The 22,241-nt window shown below is 62.3% G+C and carries 20 protein-coding genes and 1 pseudogene; 6 read left to right on the top strand and 15 right to left on the bottom strand.

Translation table 11 applies throughout. From position 1 onward, the window contains the following. Positions 1 to 213: 213 nt before the first annotated feature. A pseudogene (locus tag ABLE86_RS08970) lies at positions 214 to 960 on the top strand (IS3 family transposase); the annotation flags it as partial. Between the two features lie 686 nt (positions 961 to 1,646). Here the strand turns inward: ABLE86_RS08970 and ABLE86_RS08965 are convergent. The 6 genes from ABLE86_RS08965 to ABLE86_RS08940 form a co-directional block, all read right to left on the bottom strand. Next, positions 1,647 to 1,835: a hypothetical protein gene (locus ABLE86_RS08965; protein ID WP_348778566.1), complete on the bottom strand. Its 189-nt coding sequence runs from the start codon at positions 1,833 to 1,835 to the stop codon at positions 1,647 to 1,649. A 900-nt stretch (positions 1,836 to 2,735) separates the two neighbouring features. Then, positions 2,736 to 3,494 (bottom strand): SDR family oxidoreductase, encoded by a 759-nt coding sequence (locus tag ABLE86_RS08960; RefSeq protein WP_348778565.1) that lies wholly within the window; start codon positions 3,492 to 3,494, stop codon positions 2,736 to 2,738. Positions 3,495 to 3,514: 20 nt separating this feature from the next. Further along, positions 3,515 to 4,321: an ABC transporter permease gene (locus tag ABLE86_RS08955; RefSeq protein WP_348778564.1), complete on the bottom strand. Its 807-nt coding sequence runs from the start codon at positions 4,319 to 4,321 to the stop codon at positions 3,515 to 3,517. 9 nt (positions 4,322 to 4,330) lie between these two features. Continuing rightward, positions 4,331 to 5,122, bottom strand: coding sequence for an ABC transporter permease (locus ABLE86_RS08950; protein ID WP_348778610.1), 792 nt, complete (start codon positions 5,120 to 5,122; stop codon positions 4,331 to 4,333). Positions 5,123 to 5,192: 70 nt separating this feature from the next. Further along, a complete protein-coding gene (locus tag ABLE86_RS08945; protein ID WP_348778563.1) occupies positions 5,193 to 6,350 on the bottom strand; it encodes a spermidine/putrescine ABC transporter substrate-binding protein in 1,158 nt (385 codons plus the stop codon). A gap of 67 nt (positions 6,351 to 6,417) precedes the next feature. Further along, positions 6,418 to 7,512 (bottom strand): ABC transporter ATP-binding protein, encoded by a 1,095-nt coding sequence (locus tag ABLE86_RS08940; protein ID WP_348778562.1) that lies wholly within the window; start codon positions 7,510 to 7,512, stop codon positions 6,418 to 6,420. Positions 7,513 to 7,602: 90 nt separating this feature from the next. Between ABLE86_RS08940 and ABLE86_RS08935 the strand changes: the two genes are divergently transcribed. From ABLE86_RS08935 to pssA, 3 genes are all read left to right on the top strand, one after another. Continuing rightward, positions 7,603 to 8,376 (top strand): helix-turn-helix transcriptional regulator, encoded by a 774-nt coding sequence (locus tag ABLE86_RS08935; protein WP_348778561.1) that lies wholly within the window; start codon positions 7,603 to 7,605, stop codon positions 8,374 to 8,376. Positions 8,377 to 8,543: 167 nt separating this feature from the next. Next, on the top strand, positions 8,544 to 10,415 hold the full coding sequence (locus ABLE86_RS08930; RefSeq protein ID WP_348778560.1) for an LTA synthase family protein: 1,872 nt from the start codon (positions 8,544 to 8,546) through the stop codon (positions 10,413 to 10,415). A gap of 112 nt (positions 10,416 to 10,527) precedes the next feature. After that, the gene (pssA, locus tag ABLE86_RS08925; RefSeq protein WP_348778559.1) at positions 10,528 to 11,268 is read left to right on the top strand and encodes a CDP-diacylglycerol--serine O-phosphatidyltransferase; all 741 of its coding nucleotides are present in this window, start codon (positions 10,528 to 10,530) and stop codon (positions 11,266 to 11,268) included. A gap of 219 nt (positions 11,269 to 11,487) precedes the next feature. Here pssA and ABLE86_RS08920 read toward each other — a convergent pair whose 3' ends face one another. Continuing rightward, on the bottom strand, positions 11,488 to 12,141 hold the full coding sequence (locus tag ABLE86_RS08920) for a TerC family protein (RefSeq protein WP_348778558.1): 654 nt from the start codon (positions 12,139 to 12,141) through the stop codon (positions 11,488 to 11,490). Positions 12,142 to 12,574: 433 nt separating this feature from the next. Here ABLE86_RS08920 and ABLE86_RS08915 point away from each other — a divergent pair, with 433 nt between their 5' ends. Both ABLE86_RS08915 and ABLE86_RS08910 read left to right on the top strand, forming a co-directional pair. Continuing rightward, a complete protein-coding gene (locus tag ABLE86_RS08915) occupies positions 12,575 to 13,549 on the top strand; it encodes a Tim44 domain-containing protein (RefSeq protein ID WP_348778609.1) in 975 nt (324 codons plus the stop codon). Further along, positions 13,452 to 14,543: an extensin family protein gene (locus tag ABLE86_RS08910; RefSeq protein ID WP_348778557.1), complete on the top strand. Its 1,092-nt coding sequence runs from the start codon at positions 13,452 to 13,454 to the stop codon at positions 14,541 to 14,543. The genes ABLE86_RS08915 and ABLE86_RS08910 overlap by 98 nt, the downstream gene beginning before the upstream one ends. 49 nt (positions 14,544 to 14,592) lie before the next feature. Here ABLE86_RS08910 and ABLE86_RS08905 read toward each other — a convergent pair whose 3' ends face one another. The 8 genes from ABLE86_RS08905 to ABLE86_RS08870 form a co-directional block, all read right to left on the bottom strand. After that, positions 14,593 to 15,324, bottom strand: a complete 732-nt coding sequence (locus tag ABLE86_RS08905) for a hypothetical protein (RefSeq protein ID WP_348778556.1) — start codon at positions 15,322 to 15,324, stop codon at positions 14,593 to 14,595. 7 nt (positions 15,325 to 15,331) lie between these two features. Continuing rightward, positions 15,332 to 16,375 (bottom strand): alcohol dehydrogenase catalytic domain-containing protein, encoded by a 1,044-nt coding sequence (locus ABLE86_RS08900; protein ID WP_348778555.1) that lies wholly within the window; start codon positions 16,373 to 16,375, stop codon positions 15,332 to 15,334. Positions 16,376 to 16,408: 33 nt separating this feature from the next. Then, positions 16,409 to 17,206 (bottom strand): ABC transporter permease, encoded by a 798-nt coding sequence (locus tag ABLE86_RS08895; RefSeq protein WP_348778554.1) that lies wholly within the window; start codon positions 17,204 to 17,206, stop codon positions 16,409 to 16,411. Further along, entirely contained in the window at positions 17,199 to 17,966 is a 768-nt protein-coding gene (locus ABLE86_RS08890) for an ABC transporter ATP-binding protein (RefSeq protein ID WP_348778553.1), read from the bottom strand. Before ABLE86_RS08890 ends, ABLE86_RS08895 begins: the two co-directional genes overlap by 8 nt. 58 nt (positions 17,967 to 18,024) lie before the next feature. After that, the gene (locus tag ABLE86_RS08885; RefSeq protein WP_348778608.1) at positions 18,025 to 19,050 is read right to left on the bottom strand and encodes an ABC transporter substrate-binding protein; all 1,026 of its coding nucleotides are present in this window, start codon (positions 19,048 to 19,050) and stop codon (positions 18,025 to 18,027) included. 234 nt (positions 19,051 to 19,284) lie between these two features. After that, the gene (locus tag ABLE86_RS08880) at positions 19,285 to 20,175 is read right to left on the bottom strand and encodes an alpha/beta hydrolase (RefSeq protein WP_348778552.1); all 891 of its coding nucleotides are present in this window, start codon (positions 20,173 to 20,175) and stop codon (positions 19,285 to 19,287) included. A gap of 27 nt (positions 20,176 to 20,202) precedes the next feature. Continuing rightward, positions 20,203 to 20,526 carry an NIPSNAP family protein gene (locus ABLE86_RS08875; protein ID WP_348778551.1) on the bottom strand — a complete coding sequence of 108 codons (324 nt, stop codon included), beginning with the start codon at positions 20,524 to 20,526 and terminating at the stop codon, positions 20,203 to 20,205. A 10-nt stretch (positions 20,527 to 20,536) separates the two neighbouring features. Continuing rightward, positions 20,537 to 22,240, bottom strand: coding sequence for an FAD-dependent oxidoreductase (locus ABLE86_RS08870; protein WP_348778550.1), 1,704 nt, complete (start codon positions 22,238 to 22,240; stop codon positions 20,537 to 20,539). Position 22,241: the final 1 nt, after the last annotated feature.

Raw genomic sequence — 22,241 nt, 5'->3', positions numbered from 1 at the left:
TGGACGGACGGGACGGCCTTCGAAGGAGCACGTTAATCAACTGCACATCGTAGTCGTCCTGAGGAGGACGCCGGCAGGATCATCCCGAAACTTCTTACGCGACGACGATCGCGGGAATCACATGGGGAGATCCACTGACGTGGGCCATGATGCGGCGACACAAGTGTCGACCCCGAAGACGACAAGGTCCAAAACCTCAGCGCTTGACTGCGATTAGACGACAAGAAGCTGTTCCGGCTTTACCGCGAGGAGAAGCTGGCGGTGCGTCGTCGCGGTGGACGCAAGCGGGCGATCGGGACCAGGGCCCCCATGCTGGTGCCCTTGCAGCCGAACGAGCGCTGGTCGCTGGACTTCGTGTCCGATCAGCTCACCGACGGCCGGCGCTTCCGCATCCTGGCCGTGGTCGACGACTGCACGCGCGAGAGCCTGGCGCTGGTCGCCGACACCTCGCTGTCGGGCCTGCGGGTGGCGCGCGAGTTGGATCGCCTCATCGCCGACCGCGGCCGGCCGAAGATGATCGTCAGCGACAACGGCAGCGAGTTCACCAGCCATGCCATCCTGGCCTGGGCCGATCAGGCGCGGGTCGAGTGGCACTACATCGCGCCGGGCAAGCCGATGCAGAACGGCTTCATCGAAAGCTTCAACGGCCGCCTGCGCGACGAATTGCTCAACGAGACGCTGTTCTCCTCGCTGGCGCAGGCCCGCACGGCGCTGAGCATCTGGCGCACGGACTACAACGGTGCGCGCCCGCACTCGAAGCTCGGCTGGCAGACGCCCGACGAGTTCGCACTGACCTTCCACACGCGCCGGGCTCCGGCGCTGCGCAATGCCAAAGGCTCCGCGCCAGCGCCCGCCGCTTCACCCGCCCGACAGGGCAAAGCCAACGCCGGAACGAACTCAAAACTGGATAAGACCTGGGGGCAACGTCAGACAGAAACTCGCCTAGTACACCAGGCCTGAGAAGCGTTTGCAAAGAAGCGATCATGCGCCGAAGACTAGAACGGCTATGGCCATCTGTTCCACCTCAACTGAATAGCGCATCCTAACTTTCACCAACTTATACTTGAAGAGAACGAGTCCGCCGCAGTGGGGGGGGCACTGTCCCCTTCCGATCGCCCCCAATGACCATAAGTTGCCTGTTGAAGGATGGTGCGCGACTGTTGCCAGACCTTGCACGGGACGGTGAAGCCGCCGCGTGCCCTCCTTGAGGTTGGTTGTGCGGCGAGCGGCGAGCGACCTGCTCTATGTTCGGCAGCCGCTTTTGCCGCTGCTCTCAGGCATCGCTGGAACGCAGTGCCATTCGCCCAACTGCACGAGTTCTCTGCTACCAAAGCAAATTACATCTTTACTGCCGTGATCAAGTGAGAGCGGAAGCCGGCCGAGGCGTACAAATAGTCGTCTGCGAGTCGGTCACGGTATCTTTTGGGCAGCTTCCGGCTCCGGACATGTCGCCCACGTCTCTTTCTTCAGATGCCCGCTTTTGGGATGCCGCGAGCGGGCGCGCAACGACCGACATCGGGCGCAGAGCTGCCGTGCCGCGGTGGTCGCCAGTTCGGTGGATTCGGCCCTCAGCGCGGAAATTATTTCCGCTAACCCGGCCGGTTGACTGATGCCCAAAAGCCAGGGCACAAAGATGGCGTCCACGGTCACTCGCGACGGAAAAGTCTAGGCGTAACGGAGAAGTCCGCTACGGAGATCGAGAGCAGCGCCAGCACGAACAGGAGCCACGCGAGCAGCGTTCCGGCGTTGCGCTTCCTGGCAGCCGCCCTTGCCTGTCTGGCGCGCGACAGCCGGACATCCCAGCAGCTTCTCCGCTTCCGCTTTCTCGTCATCATGGTGCCCTCCCTGAAGGTTTCATTCCCGGCCCTGATGCAGGCCGGAGCGCATCGAGTTCCCGCCGCAGCCGGTCGCGTTCACGACCCACGCCACGGGCCGAGGCGGATGCGTCCGCAGCCCGTCGATCCGCTTCCCGTCTTTGCCGCGCCTCCCCTTCCAGGCGACGGGCGACATCATCGACGCTGCCCCGGAGACGGGCGACATCGGCAGCAGCCTCACGCCGGACGGCATCCCGGATTGAGGAACGCCGGAGGCCATCCCAGAACCGTCGCAGGCGGCTTCCGAACGATTGCAGCCGGGCGGTCTCCAGCCGGGCTAGGGTAAGGACGCGGCGGGCTTCCGCCTTCGCTGCGCCCATCAGCTTGCGAGCCGTCCGGCGATCAAGCAGCGCGGCATCATGGAGCCGCTTCGCCTCGTCGGCCTGGCGACGCGCGGAGGAAATGATAGTCCGCTCGGAATGCGCGATAGTCGGAGGCGGTCTTTCCGAAATCGACCTTGGAGCCAAAGGTACGAGTTGCAGATATGTCCTGCACTACGGTCATACGCTTTCCCTTTCAATTCTCGCAAAATTCCCGAAACCTGCGACAGATATGATCCAAGATAACAGCGACGTGCAAGGTCCGCTTTAAGCATCCTTGCCTCCTGCCATGAAGATCGATAGCAGCCCTTCGTTGACCGCAAATGTAATTGTTGACAACCCCACAAGAGGCCCCCACATTGCCCGCGCAGATTCTGCTAAGCCGTTGAAAAATTTACCAACCGGATCCCGTCGTTTGAATCCAGGTTCCCCAGCCACTCTTTTCAATGACTTAAACGAATGATGTGCATAGCTTATTACGTTCTTGCTGCGCGCGCGCAAGCGAGGCTGAGGATTCAGGCCCTCCGTCCTCCTGCCAGGGCTACAGGCTTTCCGCTCCATCGATCACCAGCGCGTGGCCGGTCATGAAGGCGGACTTGTTTGACGCGAGGTAGAGTATCGCCTCGCCGATCTCCTCGGCGGAGCCGAAGCGCCCCATGGGAATGGCGTCTCGAACATAATCCTCGAGAGCGGCGCGTCCGCCCATCTGGACTTCGAAGCCCGCATTAAACACCGTATCGACGAAACCCGGGCAGAGCGCATTGCAGCGTACATTGTGGCGGGCGAAATCGACCGCGATCTGGCGCACCATGGCGATCACCGCGTGCTTGGTGGTGCAGTAGGCGATCATCTCGCGATCGTATTGCACGCCGGAATTCGACGAGGTGATGATGATCGAGCCCTGCCGGCGCGGCGCCATCACCTGCATCACAGCCTTGGCGGCAACGAAATGCGCCCGGACGTTGAGGCGCCAGGAAAGATCCATCTGGCTTGCATCGACCTGATCCAGTCGGCCCGGCACCTGGACGCCGGCATGTGAATGCAGCACGTCGAGCCGACCGTGACGTTCGGCAGCGCCAAGGATCGCCCCTTCCAGCGCGGCATCATCCAGGACGTCGAGACCGAAGCCTTCCGCCCGCCCGCCTGCCGCGGCGATCTCGGCGGCCACCGCCCCTGCCCGCTCGGCGACAAGGTCGGTGACGACGACATGGGCGCCCTCGCGCGCCATGGCGAGCGCCCCCGCGCGGCCGATGCCCGATCCTCCCGCCGTCACCAGCGCGACAAGATCCTTCAACTCCATCTTTGAAAACTCCCAGGGTCTCAATGGCTGCGCCGACGCATGACCACCTGCGCGGTGATCAGGCTGAGCAACGAGGCGGCCAGAACGAGTGTGCCGATGACATTGATTTCCGGCGTCACGCCGCGCCGGATCGACGAAAACACGTAGATCGGCAGGGTGGTCTCGGATCCGGCGACGAAGAAGGCGATGATGAAGTCATCGAAGCTGAAGGTGAAGGCCAGAAGAAAGCCGGCCAGCACTGCCGGCGCGATCTGCGGCAGGGTGATCTGCACGAAGCTGCGCATCGGCGGCGCGCCGAGATCGGCGGAAGCCTCGAGCAGCGAGCGGTCCATGCCCTGCAGACGGGCGCGCACAATGATGATGACCAGCGCCATGGTGAAGAGGCCGTGCGCGGCGATAAGCGAGCCCTTGCCGAGACCGAGCTGGACCGGGTTTTCCGGACCGAACAGCGTGGCGAGAAGCGGATTGAGCGTATCGAACACCGTCACCAGCGCGATCAGGGTCGCGATGCCAATGACGATCCCCGGCACCATCACCGCGACATAGACCAGCGCGTCATAAAGAAGGCGCAGCCGGCCGCGTACGCCCTGCAGGGCAACGGCCGCCAGCGTACCGAACAGGGTGGCCAGCAGCGCCGAGGTGACGGCGACGGTGAAGCTGGTCTTGACGGCGCCGACGACGAAGGGATTGGCCAGCGCCTTGCCGTACCATTGCAGGGAAAAGCCGCTGAACTGCGCCGCATGCCGCCCGGCATTAAAAGAAAAGAGCGCGATCACCCCGATCGGGATATAGAGGAACAGGTAGACCGCGAGAGCATAGAGTCGCATCGCTATCCCCTACATCAATGCCACGTCGTCGCGCCCGCCGGAAAGCCGCCGCAGGCTGCGCAGATAGAGCGACACGGTGACAAGCATCACCAGCACCAGCGTCGCCGCCATCGCCGCGCCGAAGGGCCAGTTTCGCGATTGCAGGAACAGATCGACCAGCGCATTGCCGACGAAGAAGACCTTGCCGCCGCCGAGAAGCTGCGGGATGAGGAATTCACCCATCAACAGGATGAAGACCAGCATGGAGCCCGTCGCCACGCCGGCGAGCGACAGGGGTAGCGTGACCTGGAGAAACGTGCGCCAGGGCGGGCTGCCGAGGTCGCTTGAGGCTTCCAGCAGGCGCCGGTCGAGCTTCTCCAGCGCGACATAGATCGGGAACACCATCAGCGGCAGATAGCCGTAGACAATGCCCACCATGACCGCGAAAGGCGTGTTGATGAAGCGGGGCCGATCGAAACCGAGCTCGCCGATGAGCCGCGGCAGGCCGTTGCCGCCGAGAATCTGGATCCACGCATAGGAGCGGATCAGGATCGAGGTCCAGAACGGCACGATCACCAGGATTAGCAGCGCGGTGCGCCAGCGCGGCGGCGCCTTCTGCGCCAGGAAATAGGCGAGCGGATAGGCGATCAGCAGGCACAGCAGCGTGCCGAGCGGGGCAAGCGTCAGCGTATTCCTGAACGCTGCCCAGCGGGCGCCGAGATTGAAATAATTGTCGAAGGTGAAGGCCGGGACGTAACCGCCCGCGGCCCCTCTTTCGCCGAAGCTGAAGACGACGACCACCACAAGCGGCAGCACCAGCATGGCGAGTAGCCAGGCCGTGGCCGGAGCCAGGAAGAGGGTGGTGCGCAGGGATGGTCGCACGTCCCGCTCCTTACGCCGACTTGAAGCGTGCGAGGATTTCGGCGCGCTGCGGGTTGGTCATGGTGACCGCCGCGCCGAATTCAAGCGCATTGAGAAGTTCGGCCGCCGGATAGAGGATCTCGCTTTCGCGCATCTCGGCCGGCAGTAGCGCATCGACGCGGCTGTCGCCGGTGGCGTAGCCGTGGAACTGGGCTTCCTTTGCCGCCATGTTCGGCTCAAGCAGGAAGTCGATCAGCGCATAGGCGGCGTCCTTGTGCGGTGCCGAGGCGGGAATGGTGAAGAAGTCCGACCAGATCTCGCCGCCTTCCTTGCCGAGGACGTAGACGATCTCGGGCATGTCGCGGTTCAACTGGGTCGCATCGCCCGTCCAGCACATCGACATGGTCGCGTCGCCCGAGCGCATCGGCGGCTGGTAGTCCGAGGTGATCGCGAAGAGATGCGGCTTGGCTTCGATCAGCAGCTTCTCGGCCTCGTCCAGCTCCTTCGGATCGACCGAATTGAAGGAGTAGCCGAAATACTTCAGCGCATTGCCGATGGCGGTGAGCTGGTAGTCATGCACGATGGAGCGGCCGGAAAGCTCACCCTTCGTCAGATCCCAGAACTCCTTCCAGCTCGTGGGCCGGGTTCCGGAAAAATCGGCGGTGTTGAGACAAAAGCCGGTGGTGCCGACATTGCGCGGGATGGCGTAGGTCTTGCCGTCGACGATGCCCGGGCCGGCAAAGCGCGGGTCGGTGGCCGTCTTGTCGTAGTTCGGCAGCCGCGAGAGGTCGATCTCCTCGATGATCTTCTCGCCGGCATAGGTGGTGATCGTATAGTTGGTCGCCACCACCACGTCCCAGCCGGTGCCGCCCGCCTGGAGCTTGGCCAGCATCTCCTCGTTCGATCCGAAGACGTTCATGTCCACGGCGCAGCCGGTGGCGGCCTTGAAGGCCTCGAAATCGGCCGGATCATGATAGTTCGGCCAAGTGGCGATCACCACGCGGTCGCCGATGTTGCCGGCCCCCCGGGCGCGGGATGCAAGGCCGGGCATGGCGCCGGCCAGAACCGAAGTGGCAAGCCCGAGGCCGGTGACCCCGAGGAAATGGCGCCGCGAAATCGAGCCCTTGCGGTAGCTTTCCAGCCGCTCGAGGAATTCCTTTGCCGAGATATGCCCGCTATTGTCAGTCATCGATATCCTCCCAAGTGTCGACGTGGTCAAACGGGAGCCGGGCACGCCTGCGCCCGGCCGCACGAAATCAGTCTTCCGCCAGCGCGAGCGCTGCGCCATCGCGCCAGGACACGCGAACGGCCACTCCGACGCCGGGGGTGCCCTCTGCAATGTCGGTCGAGCGCGGCACGACTGCGATCAGGTGATCGAGCGCGGCGGAACGCAGATGGTATTCGACATGCTCGCCGAGGAAGATGCGGTGCGTGACCCGCATCTCGTGCCCCTCGCCGGCCGCGCCGGCCGGCGCAATGCGGATCTCCTCCGGGCGCAGCGACAGCATCACGGCCCCCTCGCCCGCGGCCTCCCCCCCGGCCCGGGCGACGAAGCGCAGGCCTCCCGGTCCCTCGGCAATCAGCCGCTCGCCGTCACAGCCGACGGCACGCGCCGCGATGAAATTCGACCGGCCGATGAAATCGGCGACATAGCGGTTCAGCGGCTGGTCGTAGAGTTCTTCCGGCGTGCCGATCTGGGCAATCCGGCCCTGGTGCATGATGCAGACGCGATCCGACATCGACAGCGCCTCCTCCTGATCATGCGTGACGAGCACGAAGGTGATGCCGAGTTCCCGCTGCAGGGACTTCAGCTCGATCTGCATGTCATGGCGCAGCTTCTTGTCCAGCGCCGCCATCGGCTCGTCGAGAAGCAGGATCTTCGGTTCGTTGACGATGGCCCGCGCCAGCGCCACGCGCTGCTGCTGCCCGCCAGACATTTCCCAGATGCGCCGGTCGGTGAAGCCCGACAGGCGCACCATGTCGAGCGCGCGCGCGACCTTGGCGGCGATATCGGCCCGGGCAAGGCGCGGCCGACGCTGGTTCAGCCCGTAGGCGACGTTGCGCGCCACGTTCATATGCGGGAACAGCGCATATTGCTGGAACACCATGTTGACCGGGCGCTGATAGGGCGGGACGCCATTGACGACCTCGCCGTCGATCAGGACATCACCCTCGCTCGCCTGCTCGAACCCCGCGAGCATGCGCAACGCCGTGGTCTTTCCGCAACCCGAGGGGCCGAGGAAGGAAAGAAACTCACCCTGGAAGATCGCCAGATCCAAGCCTTCCGCGGCGGTCACCGCACCGAAACGCTTGGTAACGTTCCGCAGCTCGGCAATTGTCTGATTCACCATGCTCGACTTCGGCTACTATTGCTTGACTTGCGGAAAAAGTTAGAAAACTCTTTTGCCACTGTATATATCACAAAAGGCATAGATCGTATCATGACGCTAGTTTCACGGCAGAGTCCGCTGTATGCGCCGCAACTGGGTGCCGTCATCGATCTTATCGGCCAGACCGGCTTCTGCCCCGCGCTCACCGCATGGCTGCAGGCAATCGTGCCTTTTTCCTTCACCGTGATCTTCGGATACTCCGGCGAAAGCAAACCGATCGACATCTTCGACACGTTTCCGGAACATCGGCGCCGCGTGTTCGTCACCGACTATCAGGAGGGGCCCTACCTTCTCGACCCGTTCTGCCAGAGCGCCGTCCGCCCCGTGCCGCCCGGCCTTTACCGCCTGAAAACACTTGCGCCTGACCGCTTCTATCAAGGCGAATATTTCCGCACCTATTACAAGCGAACCGAGATCGCTGAGGAGATCGGTTTCTTTGCCGAAATGCCCGAAGAATGTCATGTGGTGCTTTCGCTGATGCGCGAAGAGAAAGTGTTCAGCCGGACGGATTTTCGTCGACTGGCGGCCGTGGCACCGGTCGTCACGGCACTGATGCGGCAGCAGTGGAGTGGACTGGCGCAGGACTTTACCGCACAGAAAGTGGGGCGCCCCGAAATTACAGGACAGGGCCTCGATCGTCTAACGCGCCGCGAGAGTGAGATCGTTGCCTTCATTCTCAAGGGGTATTCGGCTGAGGCGACCGGACAAGCGCTAAACATCTCCACGGGAACTGTCCGCATTCATCGGCGCAATATCTATGCCAAGCTGGGAATTTCATCGCAGCGCGAACTATTCTCGCGTTTTTTGGCGGGTGTCGTTTCTTGAGGCGTACAATCGGTTTTCATGACAAACCGCTCTGTTCCTCAAGCCGGGTACGCCCTTTGCATGATCGTCTGATCAATTTTCAGTGCAAGGCGTCCGCATAGGCAAGTTGACCCCACTTGGCGCTTTGCCTTTCCTAGTCGGCAAATGTCTGCCACAGGACCAACCGGATGTCATCGCCGCCCGATAGGGAGCAGTCGCTTTCCCGGTTCCGCGCCTTTCGCGGCCTGATCCTCAGGCGATTCTTCAGAATTCTCAGGATCCCCGAACTCTTCCTGTGCGGATTTCTCGGGGTCTTCCTTGTCGGCAAGTTCGTTCTGATGCGAAGCGCTGCGACGGACACGTTCCTGATCGCCCTGGTGCAGCACGATGCCGCCATCTTGGCCGCCCTGCTTCTTCTCTATACGCTCAACCTGTATTTCCAGGCCGGCGCAATAACCCGTCACTTGGCTGCCGTGACAAGGGCAGTATTCGTCTCAATATTTGCAATCTACGTTTTCGACGTTTTTGCTTACTTCTTCTTTGGGACACGGCTCTACATCAGTGACGCGGTCACTTTTTCGGGAGAGATGAACTCATTCGGAACGCTACTTAGAACCGGGCTGAGCACAACGTTTGCCAGAAGAGGATGGATTGTACCTGTCGCCGCTGTCGGCTTCGGGGCGATTATCTATTTCAGCCTTGCGTTCGTGGGCGGTCGGTCAATCTTGAGGCCCCGGGCGCTGCCGATCCTGTCGGCGGCAGCTCTCCTCGCAGCCTTTTATCTCGTTCCACTGCCTTCTTACGTATACGCTTTTGGCGACAAGCCGCTGTTTGAGAATTTCGCCGAACGAAACGCCAGCTTTTTCAGGAAGACAACATTCAGCGGCGACTTTCGCCGGATGCTTCTATCCAAGCCCGCGACGCGCAGTTGCCACAAAGGAGACGCGAGGGCCCTGAACGTGCTTGTGGTGATGGTCGAGAGCCTGTCTGCATATCATTCCAAATACTTCTCGGGGATCGAGGATTGGACGCCGCGTCTGGACGCGATCGCGCAGAAGGAGACGGCGCTTACCAATTTCTATGCCAATGGATGGACGACGATCGGCGGATTGATTTCGCTACTCACAGGAACGTTTCCCTTCGTTCCCGAGCAAGCGAAATTCAACGAATGGGGCTCGCCTCGCCTCGATGACTTCAGCCACATTCATGAGACGCTGCCCGGGCAATTGGCAAAACAAGGCTATCAGACGACTTTCGTGGGTGCGGGCGACCTTACGTTCCTTGGCCAGGCGGACTGGCTTAGAGCGATTGGCCACGAGAGGATAATCGGAAACGATGACCCGCGTTTTGACAAACAGGTAGTGCGCGGCCCGTTCGATTCCGTGCCGGACCAACTGCTTTATGAGGTCGTGTTGGACGAGATGGCCAGCATGCGCCAAGACCGTCCTTACTTCATCACAGCACAGACTTTCTGGAGCCATCGTCCATTCATGGCCCCAGATGGGAGCGCACTCCATACCGAAGAGCACGTCATTCGCATGACCGACCAGATGATCGGCGATCTTTACGAGAATCTCCTCGACGCCGGCTTCTTCGATGATGGCATACTGTTCATTACCGGCGACCACAGGGCCATGGAGCCATATAGGAAAACAGAGATTGACAGGTTCGGGGCATCGGCAGCGGCGCGAATACCCGCCATCGTAGCGACCCGGGCGCTCGACTTCCCGCATGTGATAGCCGAGAACTATCAGCAGCGCGACCTGCAGGCGTCGATATTGGCTTTGGTCAGCAACGAGTATTGTCTCGATCCCTATGAGGGAACGATGCTGACGCATCGTAGGCCGCCCGCTTGTGTGATGCATGCCCGGGGCGACGACCGTGACCTGATACTGGTGAAGTGCGCCGACCAGGAAGGTGTGGTCGCTGTTGCCGCGGACGCTACCGCAATCGCCAGCGGCGCACTGCCCCATGAAGGCGCGATCATAGATGCCATCAATCGAAACAGAGTGCGCATCTTGACCACACTGGCAGACGAGGAATCGTTGTCAGGCCATTGAGCGAATTTGGAGGAGGACGAGAAGATACCTGTTCGAAGTGACCGACCATCAACCCCGAAATCGGGAGGTTTAGGTGAGGATTGCCAGGCATTACCCTTCCACGGAGATTGAATTGGACCATTCGCCCGCCAAGCCGGAACCTTCCGTCCTCGCCCGATTTCTGCCGAACGCCATCACCGCATCGGCACTGTGCGCGGGCCTGATCTCAGTCCGTTTTTCCATCGACGGGAAATTTGATGCGGCGCTTGCGGCTATCGTCGCAGCAGCGATCCTGGACGGGCTCGACGGGAGGGTCGCGCGCAAGCTCCACTCAGCCTCGCGCTTCGGAGCGGAATTTGACAGTCTTGCCGATTTCCTGAGCTTCGGCATCGCGCCGATCCTGCTTCTCTATTTCTGGAGCGGCGAACATATGAACACGGCCGCCAGCCTCTGTCTGATGGTCTTTGCTCTCGCTTCGGCATTGCGTCTGGCGCGCTTCAATTCCACGCTTGAGGAGAAAGATCCGTGGCAGCGCGCCTATTTCACCGGAATGCCCACCCCAAGCGCCGCGCTGGCAGTCTTGCTCCCTCTTTCACTGACTGAGCCGGATCCGACATCTGTCAAGGCAATCGGGCCTTACGCAATCTTTATCGCGTTCCTGATGATCTCCACCATCCCGACATTCTCAGGAAAGACCCTGAAAGCTTACAGCCATAGTAGCAAGATTTGCATTGAAGCAGCGGTAATTGTCTCGCTCATCACTTTCATGGTTTATCCGCGCGAGATCCTGGCCCTTGCCACAGCGGCCTACCTGGCATCTATCCCGCTCAGCTGGTGGCAATACAGGGTCAAGTTTCGCAACGACGACAGCTGACCTGCGGAGACCGGCCGTAGCTGGATTTTTCCCGTTGCGGGCTTGGCAGTCCTTAGAAGGAGTGTAAACGGGCCAGGTTTGTTGCAGGCTGCGGCTATCCTTGTCCCGATGAGCAAGGCGCCCCCCCCGGGGGCAGGCCGAACGGCAGGTTCGGCCTATCTAGCTTTCCAAACCCATGGCACGAAGGAGGGCTATCCTTCGAGCAAGGCAGGCAAGGCCTCAGAAATTGAGATGCGCCAAAACCTCGTGGGAGCCGCGGTAGATCATCTCCAGCGCGACATAAAGGATGATGGCGAGGCCGGCATAGGCGATCCAGCGATAGCGCTGCAAAAGGCGCGCGATGTATGTGGCAGCCAGGCCCATCATCGCGATGGACAGGGCGAGGCCGAATACCATCACAGCCAGATGATCACGCGCAGCGCCAGCAACCGCGAGCACGTTGTCGAGCGACATCGATACGTCGGCGACGACGATCAGCCATGTCGCCTGCGCGAAGGTCTTGCGCGGGGCGCCGGCCGCGATCTCTCCATCAAGGTTGATGTCGCGGCCTTCGAGTGCTTCGGCCACTTCCACTTCCTGGCCCTGGCTGGCCTGCAGTTCCCGCCACATTTTCCAGCAAACCCAGAGCAGAAGGACGCCGCCGGCAAGCAGCAGACCGACAATCTGCAGGAGTTGGGTTGTAGCTGCGGCGAAACCGATGCGTAGCACGGTGGCTGCCATGATGCCGATGAGGATCGCCTTGTTGCGCTGGTCCTTGGGCAGGCCTGCTGCGGCAAGGCCGATGACGATGGCGTTGTCGCCGGCCAGAACCAGGTCGATGAAGATGACCTGTAGAAGGGCGGAAAGGGCTTCCGGGGTAAGAAGTTCGCTCATGTGGCACCCGTTGTTCGTTGGGGCGCCTGGGGTGGATCGACAGCATGTAAGCATGTAACAGACGCCCGGGCCGGCACTTTCGTGCCCGAGGCGGGTTAAGCTGCGAATGCTACGGTCGATGAAATTCCACGATCACCAGGCCACCTGTTTGGATATCCAGTCCGACATCACGGTTCAGGGGAACCGCCAGAGGGGCCCGGTCTGGTGTGTCCCGTTTAACTGCATGGGCGCGGAAATTCAAGAGCGTCCGCGCCGCCGCCCGGCGCCACTATCTGCGTTGCCGCGCGGCGTCGTTCCGTGCGCGCAAATCGATGGCGTGGTTGTTGGCAAATTGCTCTTGAAAGTCGATCGCGCCGCCCCCAGATGCGGGACCCGGGCCGGGCCGCGCGCGAGCCTGGATCGCGCCAAGACCGCATTCATTGAGGAACTGCCCATGTCGACTTCGCCCACCCTCCGATTTGCAACCCTGTTTGCGGGCCTGTTCCTGGCATTTTCCATGACAGCGATGGATCACGCCGAGGCGCGGCGCGGCGGCAGTTTTGGCAGTCGGGGCACGCGCACCTTCCAGGCGCCGCCGACCACACGGACGGCGCCGGCGCAAACCGCTCCGGTCGAACGGTCGATGACGCCCAATACCGGAACCAACACTGCGGCCCGCCAGCAGCCGGCCGGCGCGCAGCGCCCGGGCTTCATGAGCGGTTTCGGCGGCTCGATGATGCGCGGCCTGCTGCTCGGCGGCCTGCTGGGTGTTCTTCTGGGACATGGTTTCGGCGGTCTGGCTGGCATGTTCGGCTTTCTCCTCCAGGCGCTGGTGATCGGCGGCGCGATCATGCTGGCTGTTCGCTTTTTCCGGCAGCGATCCGCGCACGCTCAGACGCCGGCCATGGCCGGAGCGGGTTTCGGACGCGGTGACACGCATCAACGCGATGCCAATCCCGCAATGTTTGGCATTCCCGGTATGGGCTCGGGATCCGATCGCGAGGCCGAGACGGTCACTTCTGAGGAAATCGCGCTCACCCAGGCCGATCGCGAAACATTCCAGCAGCTGCTGACGGAGGTTCAGGAAGCGTTTGGGCGTGAAGACCATGGTGCGCTCCGCCGGTTGGCGACGCCCGAAATGGTTTCCTACCTGTCGGAAGAACTGGCGGAAAACGCGCAGAATGGCCTCCGCAATGATGTGTCGGACGTCACCCTCCTGCAGGCCGATATTGCCGAAAGCTGGCGTGAGGACGGACGCGATTATGCAACAGCTGCCTTGCGTTACTCCTCACGCGACGTGACCCGAGAGCGCGCCACGGGCAAGATCGTCGATGGCGACGCCGACGAGCCGACCGAAACAACTGAACTGTGGACCTTTGTGCGCCAGAACGGTGCGGAGTGGAAGCTTTCCGCCATACAGGAAGCCTGAGGCTCTCGCGCGGCGCGTGACAGCGCGTCGCGCGATCGACAAGCGGAACCTGTGCGGCGATGACATCGTTGCTGTGCCGATGAGCAGGTCGTCGCCAGTTATTTTCACGACTGTCTTACCCGCGCTGGTCGCGACCCTGTTTTTGGCCGGCGCGGCGAAAGCCAAGCTGCCGGTACTGCCGCAGAAGGCTCCTGTGCCAAAGGTCTTCTCGCCGCGCGCAGGCAATATTCCACCCAAGAGGCCTGGCGATACGCCGATCCCCGAACCGCGCCCGGACGGCCACGGCAAGGCAGGCGAGGCAACCGCGCCGCATGACGATGCGCCGGTCACTCCCGACAAAGCCCCCTTGCCCGAGGCAAGACCTGCGCCTTCCGGCACGGAGGGCAAATCTAAGGCGAGCGACAACGCCGAGCCGCCGGACCCGCGTTCAAACGCCCCGCGCTCGGCCACCATGCCGGCAGACGAGGCCGCCTGCCGCGCGAGGCTGAGCGCACTTGGGGTCGACTTCAAGGAACGCCCGCCCGAAAGCAGCGAATCCGGTTGCGCCCTGCCCTACCCGATCTTCGTGAATACGCTCGGCAAAGACATCGATCTGGCACCAGACGCGCTGATGAACTGCAACCTGGCCGAGGCTTTGGCGCGATTTGCGGCAAGTGTCATCGAACCGGCCGCACGGAGTGTCTATGGCGAAGAGTTGAAATCGGTGTCCCAGGTCTCGACTTACGTCTGTCGCCCGCGCAACGGCACCGCCAAACTGTCCGAACACGCGTTCGGCAATGCTATCGACATCGGTCATTTCAGCCTTTCAAAAGGCACCGAAATCGACGTCGCACCCGCTTCGGACGAGAAGGCCACAAAATTCATTGCCGAGATCCGCAATGCCGCCTGCGGTCCATTCAAGACGGTTTTGGGTCCAGGCAGTGATGCCGACCATGCCGGGCATCTGCATTTCGATCTCGCTCCGCGCAAGGATGGCGGCACATTCTGCCAATAGCCCTCACTTGCCGCAACCAGAGTTGATCTCGATCACCCGGGACAGGCGATCAGTGGTCGGAAAAGAGCGCGCGCAGGTCATCGCGCGGAGGAACGCGCCACCTTTCTCCCTGAGGCGGTTCCTGCTTGGCGATCGCGTAGAGGAGATCGAAAACTTCCCAGTCCGGCGTCTTGGCTGCGGAGAAGCTTGCCGTTTTGTCGGCCAGCGCCCTTCCCGCTTCGTCCAGCGCCGGTCTGGTCGTCGCCTCGAGCACGGCCACGATTACGGAGCCTCCTTCCGCAGCGGAGAAGTCCTGACTGAACACCTTGTAGTGCGGATTGGCGATCGAGACACCGATCTGAAACGACGTGATCCTACCGGAAGAGAATTGCCTGCCTAGCAACTCCGCGAGAGCTTCGACCTCGTTCTCTGGCGCCGACAGGGGCAGGACGAACGTGGCTGCCGCGCCTGCGAGCCCGCTACCGGCGGCTGCCACGCGGCGGCAGGGATATCTGCGAAAGCCGCTGAAGGAACGGCGCATCTTAGCCGACCAGCGTGTCGGCTCGTCGACGAGTTCCCGATAGGCCGCGCTTTCGAGCACCTGGAGCGACTCCAGCTCGTAGAGCGTGAAGAACCTGCGCTCCGCGCCGCCGCCACTTGCGTAGCGCTTGCCCGAGAGAAAACCCGGCACGCTGAGCCGTTCCGGCACATGCTCGAATGTATGCCAGCATTCATATTCGTCCAGCAGCGCCGGATCGAAGCCGTTCCACAGTGCCAGGAAAGCTGTACCTTGCGAAGACATCGGCTTCTCAATCCTGTTGATGGTGAATGACGACCTTGGAGGCTGCCTTGCCCAAGGCCAGGGCAAAGCCCTTCTCGGCATTGGCCAGATCGAAGCGGTGCGTGATCAGTCCGCGCACGCGGTCCTGGTTGGCCGAGAGATAGTCCAGAACGCGATGCCAGGTTGCGACAGGGGAGCGGTAGGAGCCTCGCACCTGCTGATGGTTGCGAACGAGTTGCGTGAGATCGATCTCGACCGGCCGCGGATGAATGCCCGCGATGACCAGAATCCCCCTCTTCTTCAGACAGGCGAGCGCTTCCGGCACCACCTGCGGGGCGCCGGTCGCCTCGATGACCACGTCGAACTTGCCGCGCCCCAGAAACGGCCGCAGCGCCTCCGATAGCGTGGTGCCGGCGGTGTCGACGGTGTTGGCGAAGCCGAGATCGTTGAGTGTCTTCAGCCGCGCCGCATCATTGTGCCCGCAGATCACCACTTCGGAAGCGCCGGCCGCTTCACAGAAGAGCGCGATCCCCTGTCCTATGAAGCCGGGGCCGAGCACCAGCACGCGGTCGCCCTTCTTTACTTCGCCGGTATCGACCGCTTCCGCGCAGACGGTCATCGGCTCCGTCAGAGCGGCGATCTCGAAATCGAGCCCTTCGGGCAGCGCCACGCAATTGGCAAAGGGCACCGCGACATGAGAAGCAAAGGCGCCGTTGCGCCCGATGCCGATACCGCGGCGCCCCGTGCAGTTTTCCTCATCCTTCGCGCGGCACGCGTCGCAATGCCTGCACACTACCGAGGGCCGAACGGTCACCCGCGTTCCGACCAACCGGCTATCGACGGCAGCACCCGTGGAGACGATCGTGCCGGACAATTCATGGCCAAGCGTGACCGGCATCGCCGACTGCATGGATTCGTATCCAGGCGTCCATTCGGCGATGTGCAGATCGGTCCCGCAAATGCCGGTCGCCGCGGTTCGGATCAGCACCTCTTCGGGGAGGATTTCCGATATTTCGGGCAGGTGGCGCAGCTCGATTCCCGGGCCGGGCCGCACCTTCTGCAAAGCCAGCATGTTTCGATACTCTCGGTTGCCGGCGGCGCGGTGTTAGCCGCGCCAGCCGAGGAAACGCTTCTCGATGAGGCCGATCAGCCAATTCAAGACCAGGCCCATGATCGACAGGATCGCCACGCCGGCAAAAAGCCGCTCGAGATCGTAGAGCGCGCCCGCCTCGAGAATATAGGAGCCGACGCCATATTCGGCGCCGAGCATCTCGGCGGCAACCAGCAGGATGATGGCAATCGAGATCGACACGCGCAGGCCGGAAAGGATAGCCGGGAACGCGCCGGGCAAGACGATCTTGCGGACGATCGACCACCAGGAAAGCCCGAAGCTCTGGCCCATCCTGATCAGGCTGCGGTCGACATTATCCACCGCGCCATAGGTGGCCACGACGGTGGGCGTGAACGTGCCGAAGGCGATCAGCGCGTATTTCGAGGCCTCGTCAATGCCGAACCAGATGACAAAGAGCGGCAGGAGCGCGATCTTCGGTATCGGGAACAGGGCGGCCACCAGCGGCACGAGGCCGGCGCGGACGAGGCTGAAAAGACCGATCAGGACACCAAGCGAAATGCCTACCGCGATGCCGATGAAGGCACCGACAAAAAGCCTCTGGAACGAGGGGAGCAGGTGTTTCCACAACAGACCCGTCTCGTAAAGCTGGACAAAGGTTTGCAGCACGGCGGAAGGGCGCGGCAGCGACAGCGCGGAAATTATGCCGGAACGCGTGCCGATCTCAGCAAGGCCGATCAGCACCACGAAAACGATGAGGCCGATGCCACGTACATGCTGCGGGGCGAAGCCCCGGCCGCGGAATTCGACGGGACGAACCCTGACATCAGACATCGAGCAACTCCTGGTCTGCGGCGGCGGCCTCCTCGCGCATCAAGTCCCAAAGCTGGGTGTGCTTGGCATCGAGCTCGGGGTTTCCCAACTTCCGCTGGTCAAGCGGCATGTCGATCTCGACGATCTCGCGAATGCGGCCGGGCCGGCGGGAGAGTACGACGATGCGGTGGCCGAGGCGGACGGCTTCGGCAAGATTGTGCGTCACATAGACGGCCGTGAAGGGCTGACGGGTCCACAGCGCAACGAGATCGTCCATCAAGAGCTCGCGCGTCTGGCTGTCGAGCGCGGAAAGCGGCTCGTCCATCAGCATGACCGCGGGGCGCACGGCGAGCGCACGGGCGATCGCGACGCGCTGCTTCATGCCGCCGGATAGCTGCTTGGGCAACGCCGTGCGGAAGTCCGAGAGACGGGTGCGCGCCAGCACGTCGGTGATGATCCTGTCCATCTCGGCGCGGCCGATGCCATGATCCTCAAGCACAAGAGCGATATTGCCTTCCACGGTGCGCCAGGGCAGCAGCGCGAAATGCTGGAAAACATAGGTCAGCGGGTTGAGCGAGTCCTTGGCCGGCTCGCCGACCTGCAGGACCGCGCCTTTCGTGGGCTTTTCAAGCCCGCCGAGGAAGCGCAGCAGGGTAGATTTTCCGCACCCGGAAGGCCCGATAAGACAGACGATCTGCCCTTGGGGGATTTCGAGCGAGATGTCCCGCAACACCTCGACGGCACCATAGGTGTGGGTGACATTATCGATCAGCAAATCCATGGAATACTCCGCCGGAGGCCCCCGAGGGGCCTCCGTAATTTGAGAAGGTTGGAGTGGATCAGATGGTTTCGACGTAGGACGTGTCGAAAAGCATCTCGGGGGTGATGTTCCCCTTCACCATGCCTTCGGACTTGAACCATTCGAGCTGCTCGGTCACCGACTTCAGCGACAAAGCGAGGTTCTTGTTGATGCGCATAGAGCCCTCGACCAGGTTGGTCTTGGCCTGCTCGAACGGTAGATCGGCCTCAACATATTTGTGGCAGATCTTGGCGATCTCATCGACTTCGCCGGCGTCGGCCGTCTTGTCGACGAAGGCCTTGTTGTAATCTTCCACCGCCTTGGAGTAGGCGCGGATGAAGGCCTGCGTCTTCTCGCGCTCCTTGGCCGCGTTGGCGGTCGAGGTGAACACGGTCGTAACCTGGTAATCCGGCGCATAGTCGGAGACCAGGCCGATCTGCTTGGCCGCGCCCTCGGCGATCATCTTCTTGCCGATGCTGGACTGGATCGCCCAGGAATCGATCTGGCCGGAAGACAGCGCGCCGACCACGGCGCCAACCTTCTGCAGCGGACGCAGCGAGATTTTCGACAGCGGGATGTCGTTGGCCTGGGCGATCTTGTGGGCCATGAAGTGGAACGAGGAGCCTGCGGTGGTGATGCCGAAGCTCTTGCCGGCCAGTTCCTTCGGGTGGGTGAGGCCGGCCTCATAGGCCTTGTTGGAGGCAAGGATGATGGCTCCAACCAGCCCCTTTTCTTCCGTCAGCGCGCCGCCGATGACCTTGACGGCCTCTTTCTCGGCCAGGCTGATCAAGCCGCCGCTCATGGCGGTGACACCATAATCGGCGTCGCCGGATGCGATGGCCACCGCCATCGGCTGCGCCGCCTCGAAATATTTCAGCTCTACGTCAAGACCTTCGTCCGCGTAGTAGCCCCGCTCGAACGCTATAAAGCTGGGAGCATGGCTGGCCAGGCGGATCACGCCGAGATTGACCTTGGTGTTGGCGCGCGCAGGCATACCAAGGCCCAGCATGGTGCCCGCGGCTCCGAGGCCGATAAGTGCTTGCCGCCGATTCAATGGAAACTTCATCATTCCGCTTTCTTCCTTCCCGGATTCTGGCTTCTCAGGGTGTTGTCAACTTTGTTGCAGCCGCAACCTCGTCATTCGGTGACCGTTCTATTCGCCAGTCATGCCATCATGGCATGACTGGCCGTGCGATGAGGCCCGGGTCGTCAAGCCTCTTATGCAGTATGTCAATAAGCTTCAGGCCGACCACGGGCTCGCTGTCCGGCGTCGACTCGCGCGTCCGCACATCGTCCATTGCTATGCCCTCTCCAGGAACGGCAGAAGGTCGGCAAGGACATCGTCTGCGGAGCGTTCGGCAAGCAGGTGGCCGCCGCTCAGCCCCCGGCCGGAAACATCGCTGGCCCAATCCTGCCAGATATCAAGTGGCACTCGACCGCCGAAAGTCTTGCCCTCCTCCCAGAGGACGAGCACGGGACAATCGATTTTACGACCCCTGTTCCTGTCCTCCAGATCATGGCGCTCGTCGATGCCTGCACCGGCACGATAATCCTCGCACACCGCATGCCGCACCGCCGGATCGCGGAAGGCGCGGCGATACTCGGACAGAGCCGTCGGATGGAGATTATCGAGGCTACCCGCCATCTTGGTCAGAGTAAGATCGAGGAAATAATCCGGGTCCGATGCAAGAAGCCGTTCGGGCAGGTCGAAGGGCTGCGCCAGCATGTACCAGTGGAAGGCCCCCATGCCAAATTTCTTGTCAGCGCCGGCCCAGACGTCGGATACCGGCACCACCGTCAGAGAGGCGAGTGCCGTCACCGCCTCGGGCATATCCAGCGCCATGCGATAGGCGGCGCGTGCGCCGCGGTCATGGCCGACAACGGCGTAACGGCTGTGGCCCAGCGCCGCCATCATCTCGTGCAGTTGGGCGCCCATCCAGCGCTTGCTGCCGGGATCCGCAGGCGCGCCGACGATCCTGCTGTCGCCATAGCCCGGAAGGTCCACCGCAATGACCCTGTATCGGTCGGAGAGCGGACCGGCAACACGGTGCCAAGCCGCCTTCGTTTGCGGGTATCCGTGAACCAGCAGAACCGGCTCGCCCGAGCCGCCGATGACAGCCGACAGTCGGGCCTGGGAGGTCTCGACCTCGACTTCCCGAAATCCCGGAAACAGCTCGGCGGTGGCGCTCATCGGAAATCCCATTCTTGCTTACTGTGCTCAGGCGAGCGGAGAAAAATCCGTCGGCTTGAGGATCGACGATTTCAGCTCCACGATGGCATCGAGCTCCTTGTTCTTGGCGCTGAACTCGCTCCAGCGCGGATCGGCAGCCATTTTCGCGCGACGGGCGGCGCGTTCGTCCAGGCTTTCATAGGCCCATATATGCACAACCTGGTTCGCGGTCCCGAACTCCGTGGTGAAGAAGCCCACCAGTTTGCCAAGATGCTCCTGCTGCACGGCAAGCGCGTGGCTTTTGTAGAGGGCGAGCCAATCCGCCATCCTTGTGGGCTTCAGCGTGTAGGTACGCATCTCATAGATCATCATGCATATTCCTTCATTGAGACCGCTTGACGCAGCTTACGGCATCGAGCGCGGCGAGATAGCCGAACGTCAATGCCGGGCCGAGCGTTATGCCGGGACCAGGATAGGTCCCGTTCATGATCGAATTCATGTCGTTGCCTGCGGCGTAAAGCCCCGGAATGGGCCGCCCGCCGCCGTCGAGAGCGCGCGCATTCGCATCCGTGCGGATGCCGGTTGCCGAGCCGAGATCGCCGGTGACGAGCCTGACGGCGTAGAACGGCGCCTGGCGGATGGGGCCAAGACAAGGATTGGGCCGACGGTCCGGGTCGCCCATCGAGCGGTTGTAGGAACTGGTTCCCCTGCCGAATTCGGGATCGTCGCCGCGCGCGGCGCAGGCATTGTAGCGCTCGATCGTATCCGTCAACGCGATCGGATCCACGCCTATCCGTTCGGCCAGCTCACCGATGCTCGCGGCCTCGATGAGATATCCGCTCTTCACCAGCGCCTTGTTGGATACTGGTGCCGGGCGTGCCAGGCCCATGCCATAGGCGCTCAGGGCGGCTGAATCGCAGACGAGATGGCAGGGCGAGTTCACCTCGGGATCGGCCTGCATGGCAAGTACGAAGCGATGGTATGAATCGGCCTCGTTGACGAAGCGGCGCCCGCACCTGTTCACCGCAATGATGCCCGGCTTTGCCCGGTCCGTGACGAGATGCGGGAATTTCTCCTCTGAGCCATCCTCATGCGTCAGCACCGAGACCGGAGCCCAGTAGAAATTCGAGACCAGCCCCTCGCCGCGGACCGCCCCAGCAGCGATGGCAAGTGCCATGCCGTCACCGATATTTCCGGCTGGCGACATCGACCTATGCGAGGCATCGGTCTGCGGCCGCCACCGGGAGGCATCCTCCAACGCTCCGAAGCCTCCGGTTGCCAGCACCACGCCTGCGCGAGCGCGGACCTGCCGCTCGCCTGCCGCCGTCCTCACGACGACACCACAGATCTGACCATCTTCCTCGATCAGACGGCTAACCGTCAGACCCGTCCGGAGATCCACGCCGAGGTCGAAGGCGGAGCGGGCGAGACGGGCGATCAGCGCATTTCCGACGACCAGCCGCGTGCCGCGCTCATGGGAGATCCTGTCCTTTGCATAGCGGGCAAGCAGCTTCAGGCAATGCTTGAGCGACGCCCACGACCGGCGCGCGTTCAGGAAGTGCTGCACGTCGGCCCGATTGACCATCATCCCACCAAAAAGCAGCATGCCTTCGGGCGGCTTGCGGAGCTCCCTGAACCGGTCGCCCAGCCTGCTTCCGTCATATTCCAGCACTTCCAGTGCGCGGCCGCCATCGGAAGAGCCTTCCAGTTCCATGTGATAGTCGGGAGAGAATGGCCGGACCTTGAACTTCAGCTCCGAGTTTTCCTCCAGGAACGCCAGCGCCTCGCCTCCCCGCTGCAGGAAGGCATCCACCAGCTCAAGATCGGCTCCTTCTCCGATCATGTGGGTGAGATAGGTTCGCGCGGTCGCCAGCGAAGCGTCGAGCTTCGCTTCGGAGGCCTGCCGGTTGCCGGGAATCCAGATCGTACCGCCCGAGATCGCCGACGCACCGCCGAAATGTGCCTCCTTCTCCGCAACCAGCACTTTAAGGCCATGGCTTGCGGCGGTGACGGCGGCGGAGAGGCCGGCTGCACCGCTGCCAAGCACGATCAGGTCGTAGCCTTCTGCTATGCCGCTCGCATCCATT

It is taken from the genome of Mesorhizobium sp. KR2-14 (assembly GCF_040049255.1).
In the GTDB taxonomy this organism is placed as follows: Bacteria; Pseudomonadota; Alphaproteobacteria; order Rhizobiales; family Rhizobiaceae; genus Pseudaminobacter.
The sequence above is the reverse complement of the archived record's forward strand: the minus strand, read 5'-3'. Positions and strand labels throughout refer to the sequence as shown.

Bases quoted from the DNA above. Each gene is read 5' to 3' on its own strand.
- ABLE86_RS08965 (WP_348778566.1), bottom strand. From the start codon at position 1,835: ATGATGACGAGAAAGCGGAAGCGGAGAAGCTGCTGGGATGTCCGGCTG.
- ABLE86_RS08960 (WP_348778565.1), bottom strand. From the start codon at position 3,494: ATGGAGTTGAAGGATCTTGTCGCGCTGGTGACGGCGGGAGGATCGGGC.
- ABLE86_RS08955 (WP_348778564.1), bottom strand. From the start codon at position 4,321: ATGCGACTCTATGCTCTCGCGGTCTACCTGTTCCTCTATATCCCGATC.
- ABLE86_RS08950 (WP_348778610.1), bottom strand. From the start codon at position 5,122: ATGCTGGTGCTGCCGCTTGTGGTGGTCGTCGTCTTCAGCTTCGGCGAA.
- ABLE86_RS08945 (WP_348778563.1), bottom strand. From the start codon at position 6,350: ATGACTGACAATAGCGGGCATATCTCGGCAAAGGAATTCCTCGAGCGG.
- ABLE86_RS08940 (WP_348778562.1), bottom strand. From the start codon at position 7,512: ATGGTGAATCAGACAATTGCCGAGCTGCGGAACGTTACCAAGCGTTTC.
- ABLE86_RS08935 (WP_348778561.1), top strand. From the start codon at position 7,603: ATGACGCTAGTTTCACGGCAGAGTCCGCTGTATGCGCCGCAACTGGGT.
- ABLE86_RS08930 (WP_348778560.1), top strand. From the start codon at position 8,544: ATGTCATCGCCGCCCGATAGGGAGCAGTCGCTTTCCCGGTTCCGCGCC.
- ABLE86_RS08920 (WP_348778558.1), bottom strand. From the start codon at position 12,141: ATGAGCGAACTTCTTACCCCGGAAGCCCTTTCCGCCCTTCTACAGGTC.
- ABLE86_RS08915 (WP_348778609.1), top strand. From the start codon at position 12,575: ATGTCGACTTCGCCCACCCTCCGATTTGCAACCCTGTTTGCGGGCCTG.
- ABLE86_RS08910 (WP_348778557.1), top strand. From the start codon at position 13,452: ATGGCGACGCCGACGAGCCGACCGAAACAACTGAACTGTGGACCTTTG.
- ABLE86_RS08905 (WP_348778556.1), bottom strand. From the start codon at position 15,324: ATGTCTTCGCAAGGTACAGCTTTCCTGGCACTGTGGAACGGCTTCGAT.
- ABLE86_RS08900 (WP_348778555.1), bottom strand. From the start codon at position 16,375: ATGCTGGCTTTGCAGAAGGTGCGGCCCGGCCCGGGAATCGAGCTGCGC.
- ABLE86_RS08895 (WP_348778554.1), bottom strand. From the start codon at position 17,206: ATGTCTGATGTCAGGGTTCGTCCCGTCGAATTCCGCGGCCGGGGCTTC.
- ABLE86_RS08890 (WP_348778553.1), bottom strand. From the start codon at position 17,966: ATGGATTTGCTGATCGATAATGTCACCCACACCTATGGTGCCGTCGAG.
- ABLE86_RS08885 (WP_348778608.1), bottom strand. From the start codon at position 19,050: ATGAAGTTTCCATTGAATCGGCGGCAAGCACTTATCGGCCTCGGAGCC.
- ABLE86_RS08880 (WP_348778552.1), bottom strand. From the start codon at position 20,175: ATGAGCGCCACCGCCGAGCTGTTTCCGGGATTTCGGGAAGTCGAGGTC.
- ABLE86_RS08875 (WP_348778551.1), bottom strand. From the start codon at position 20,526: ATGATGATCTATGAGATGCGTACCTACACGCTGAAGCCCACAAGGATG.
- ABLE86_RS08870 (WP_348778550.1), bottom strand. From the start codon at position 22,240: ATGGATGCGAGCGGCATAGCAGAAGGCTACGACCTGATCGTGCTTGGC.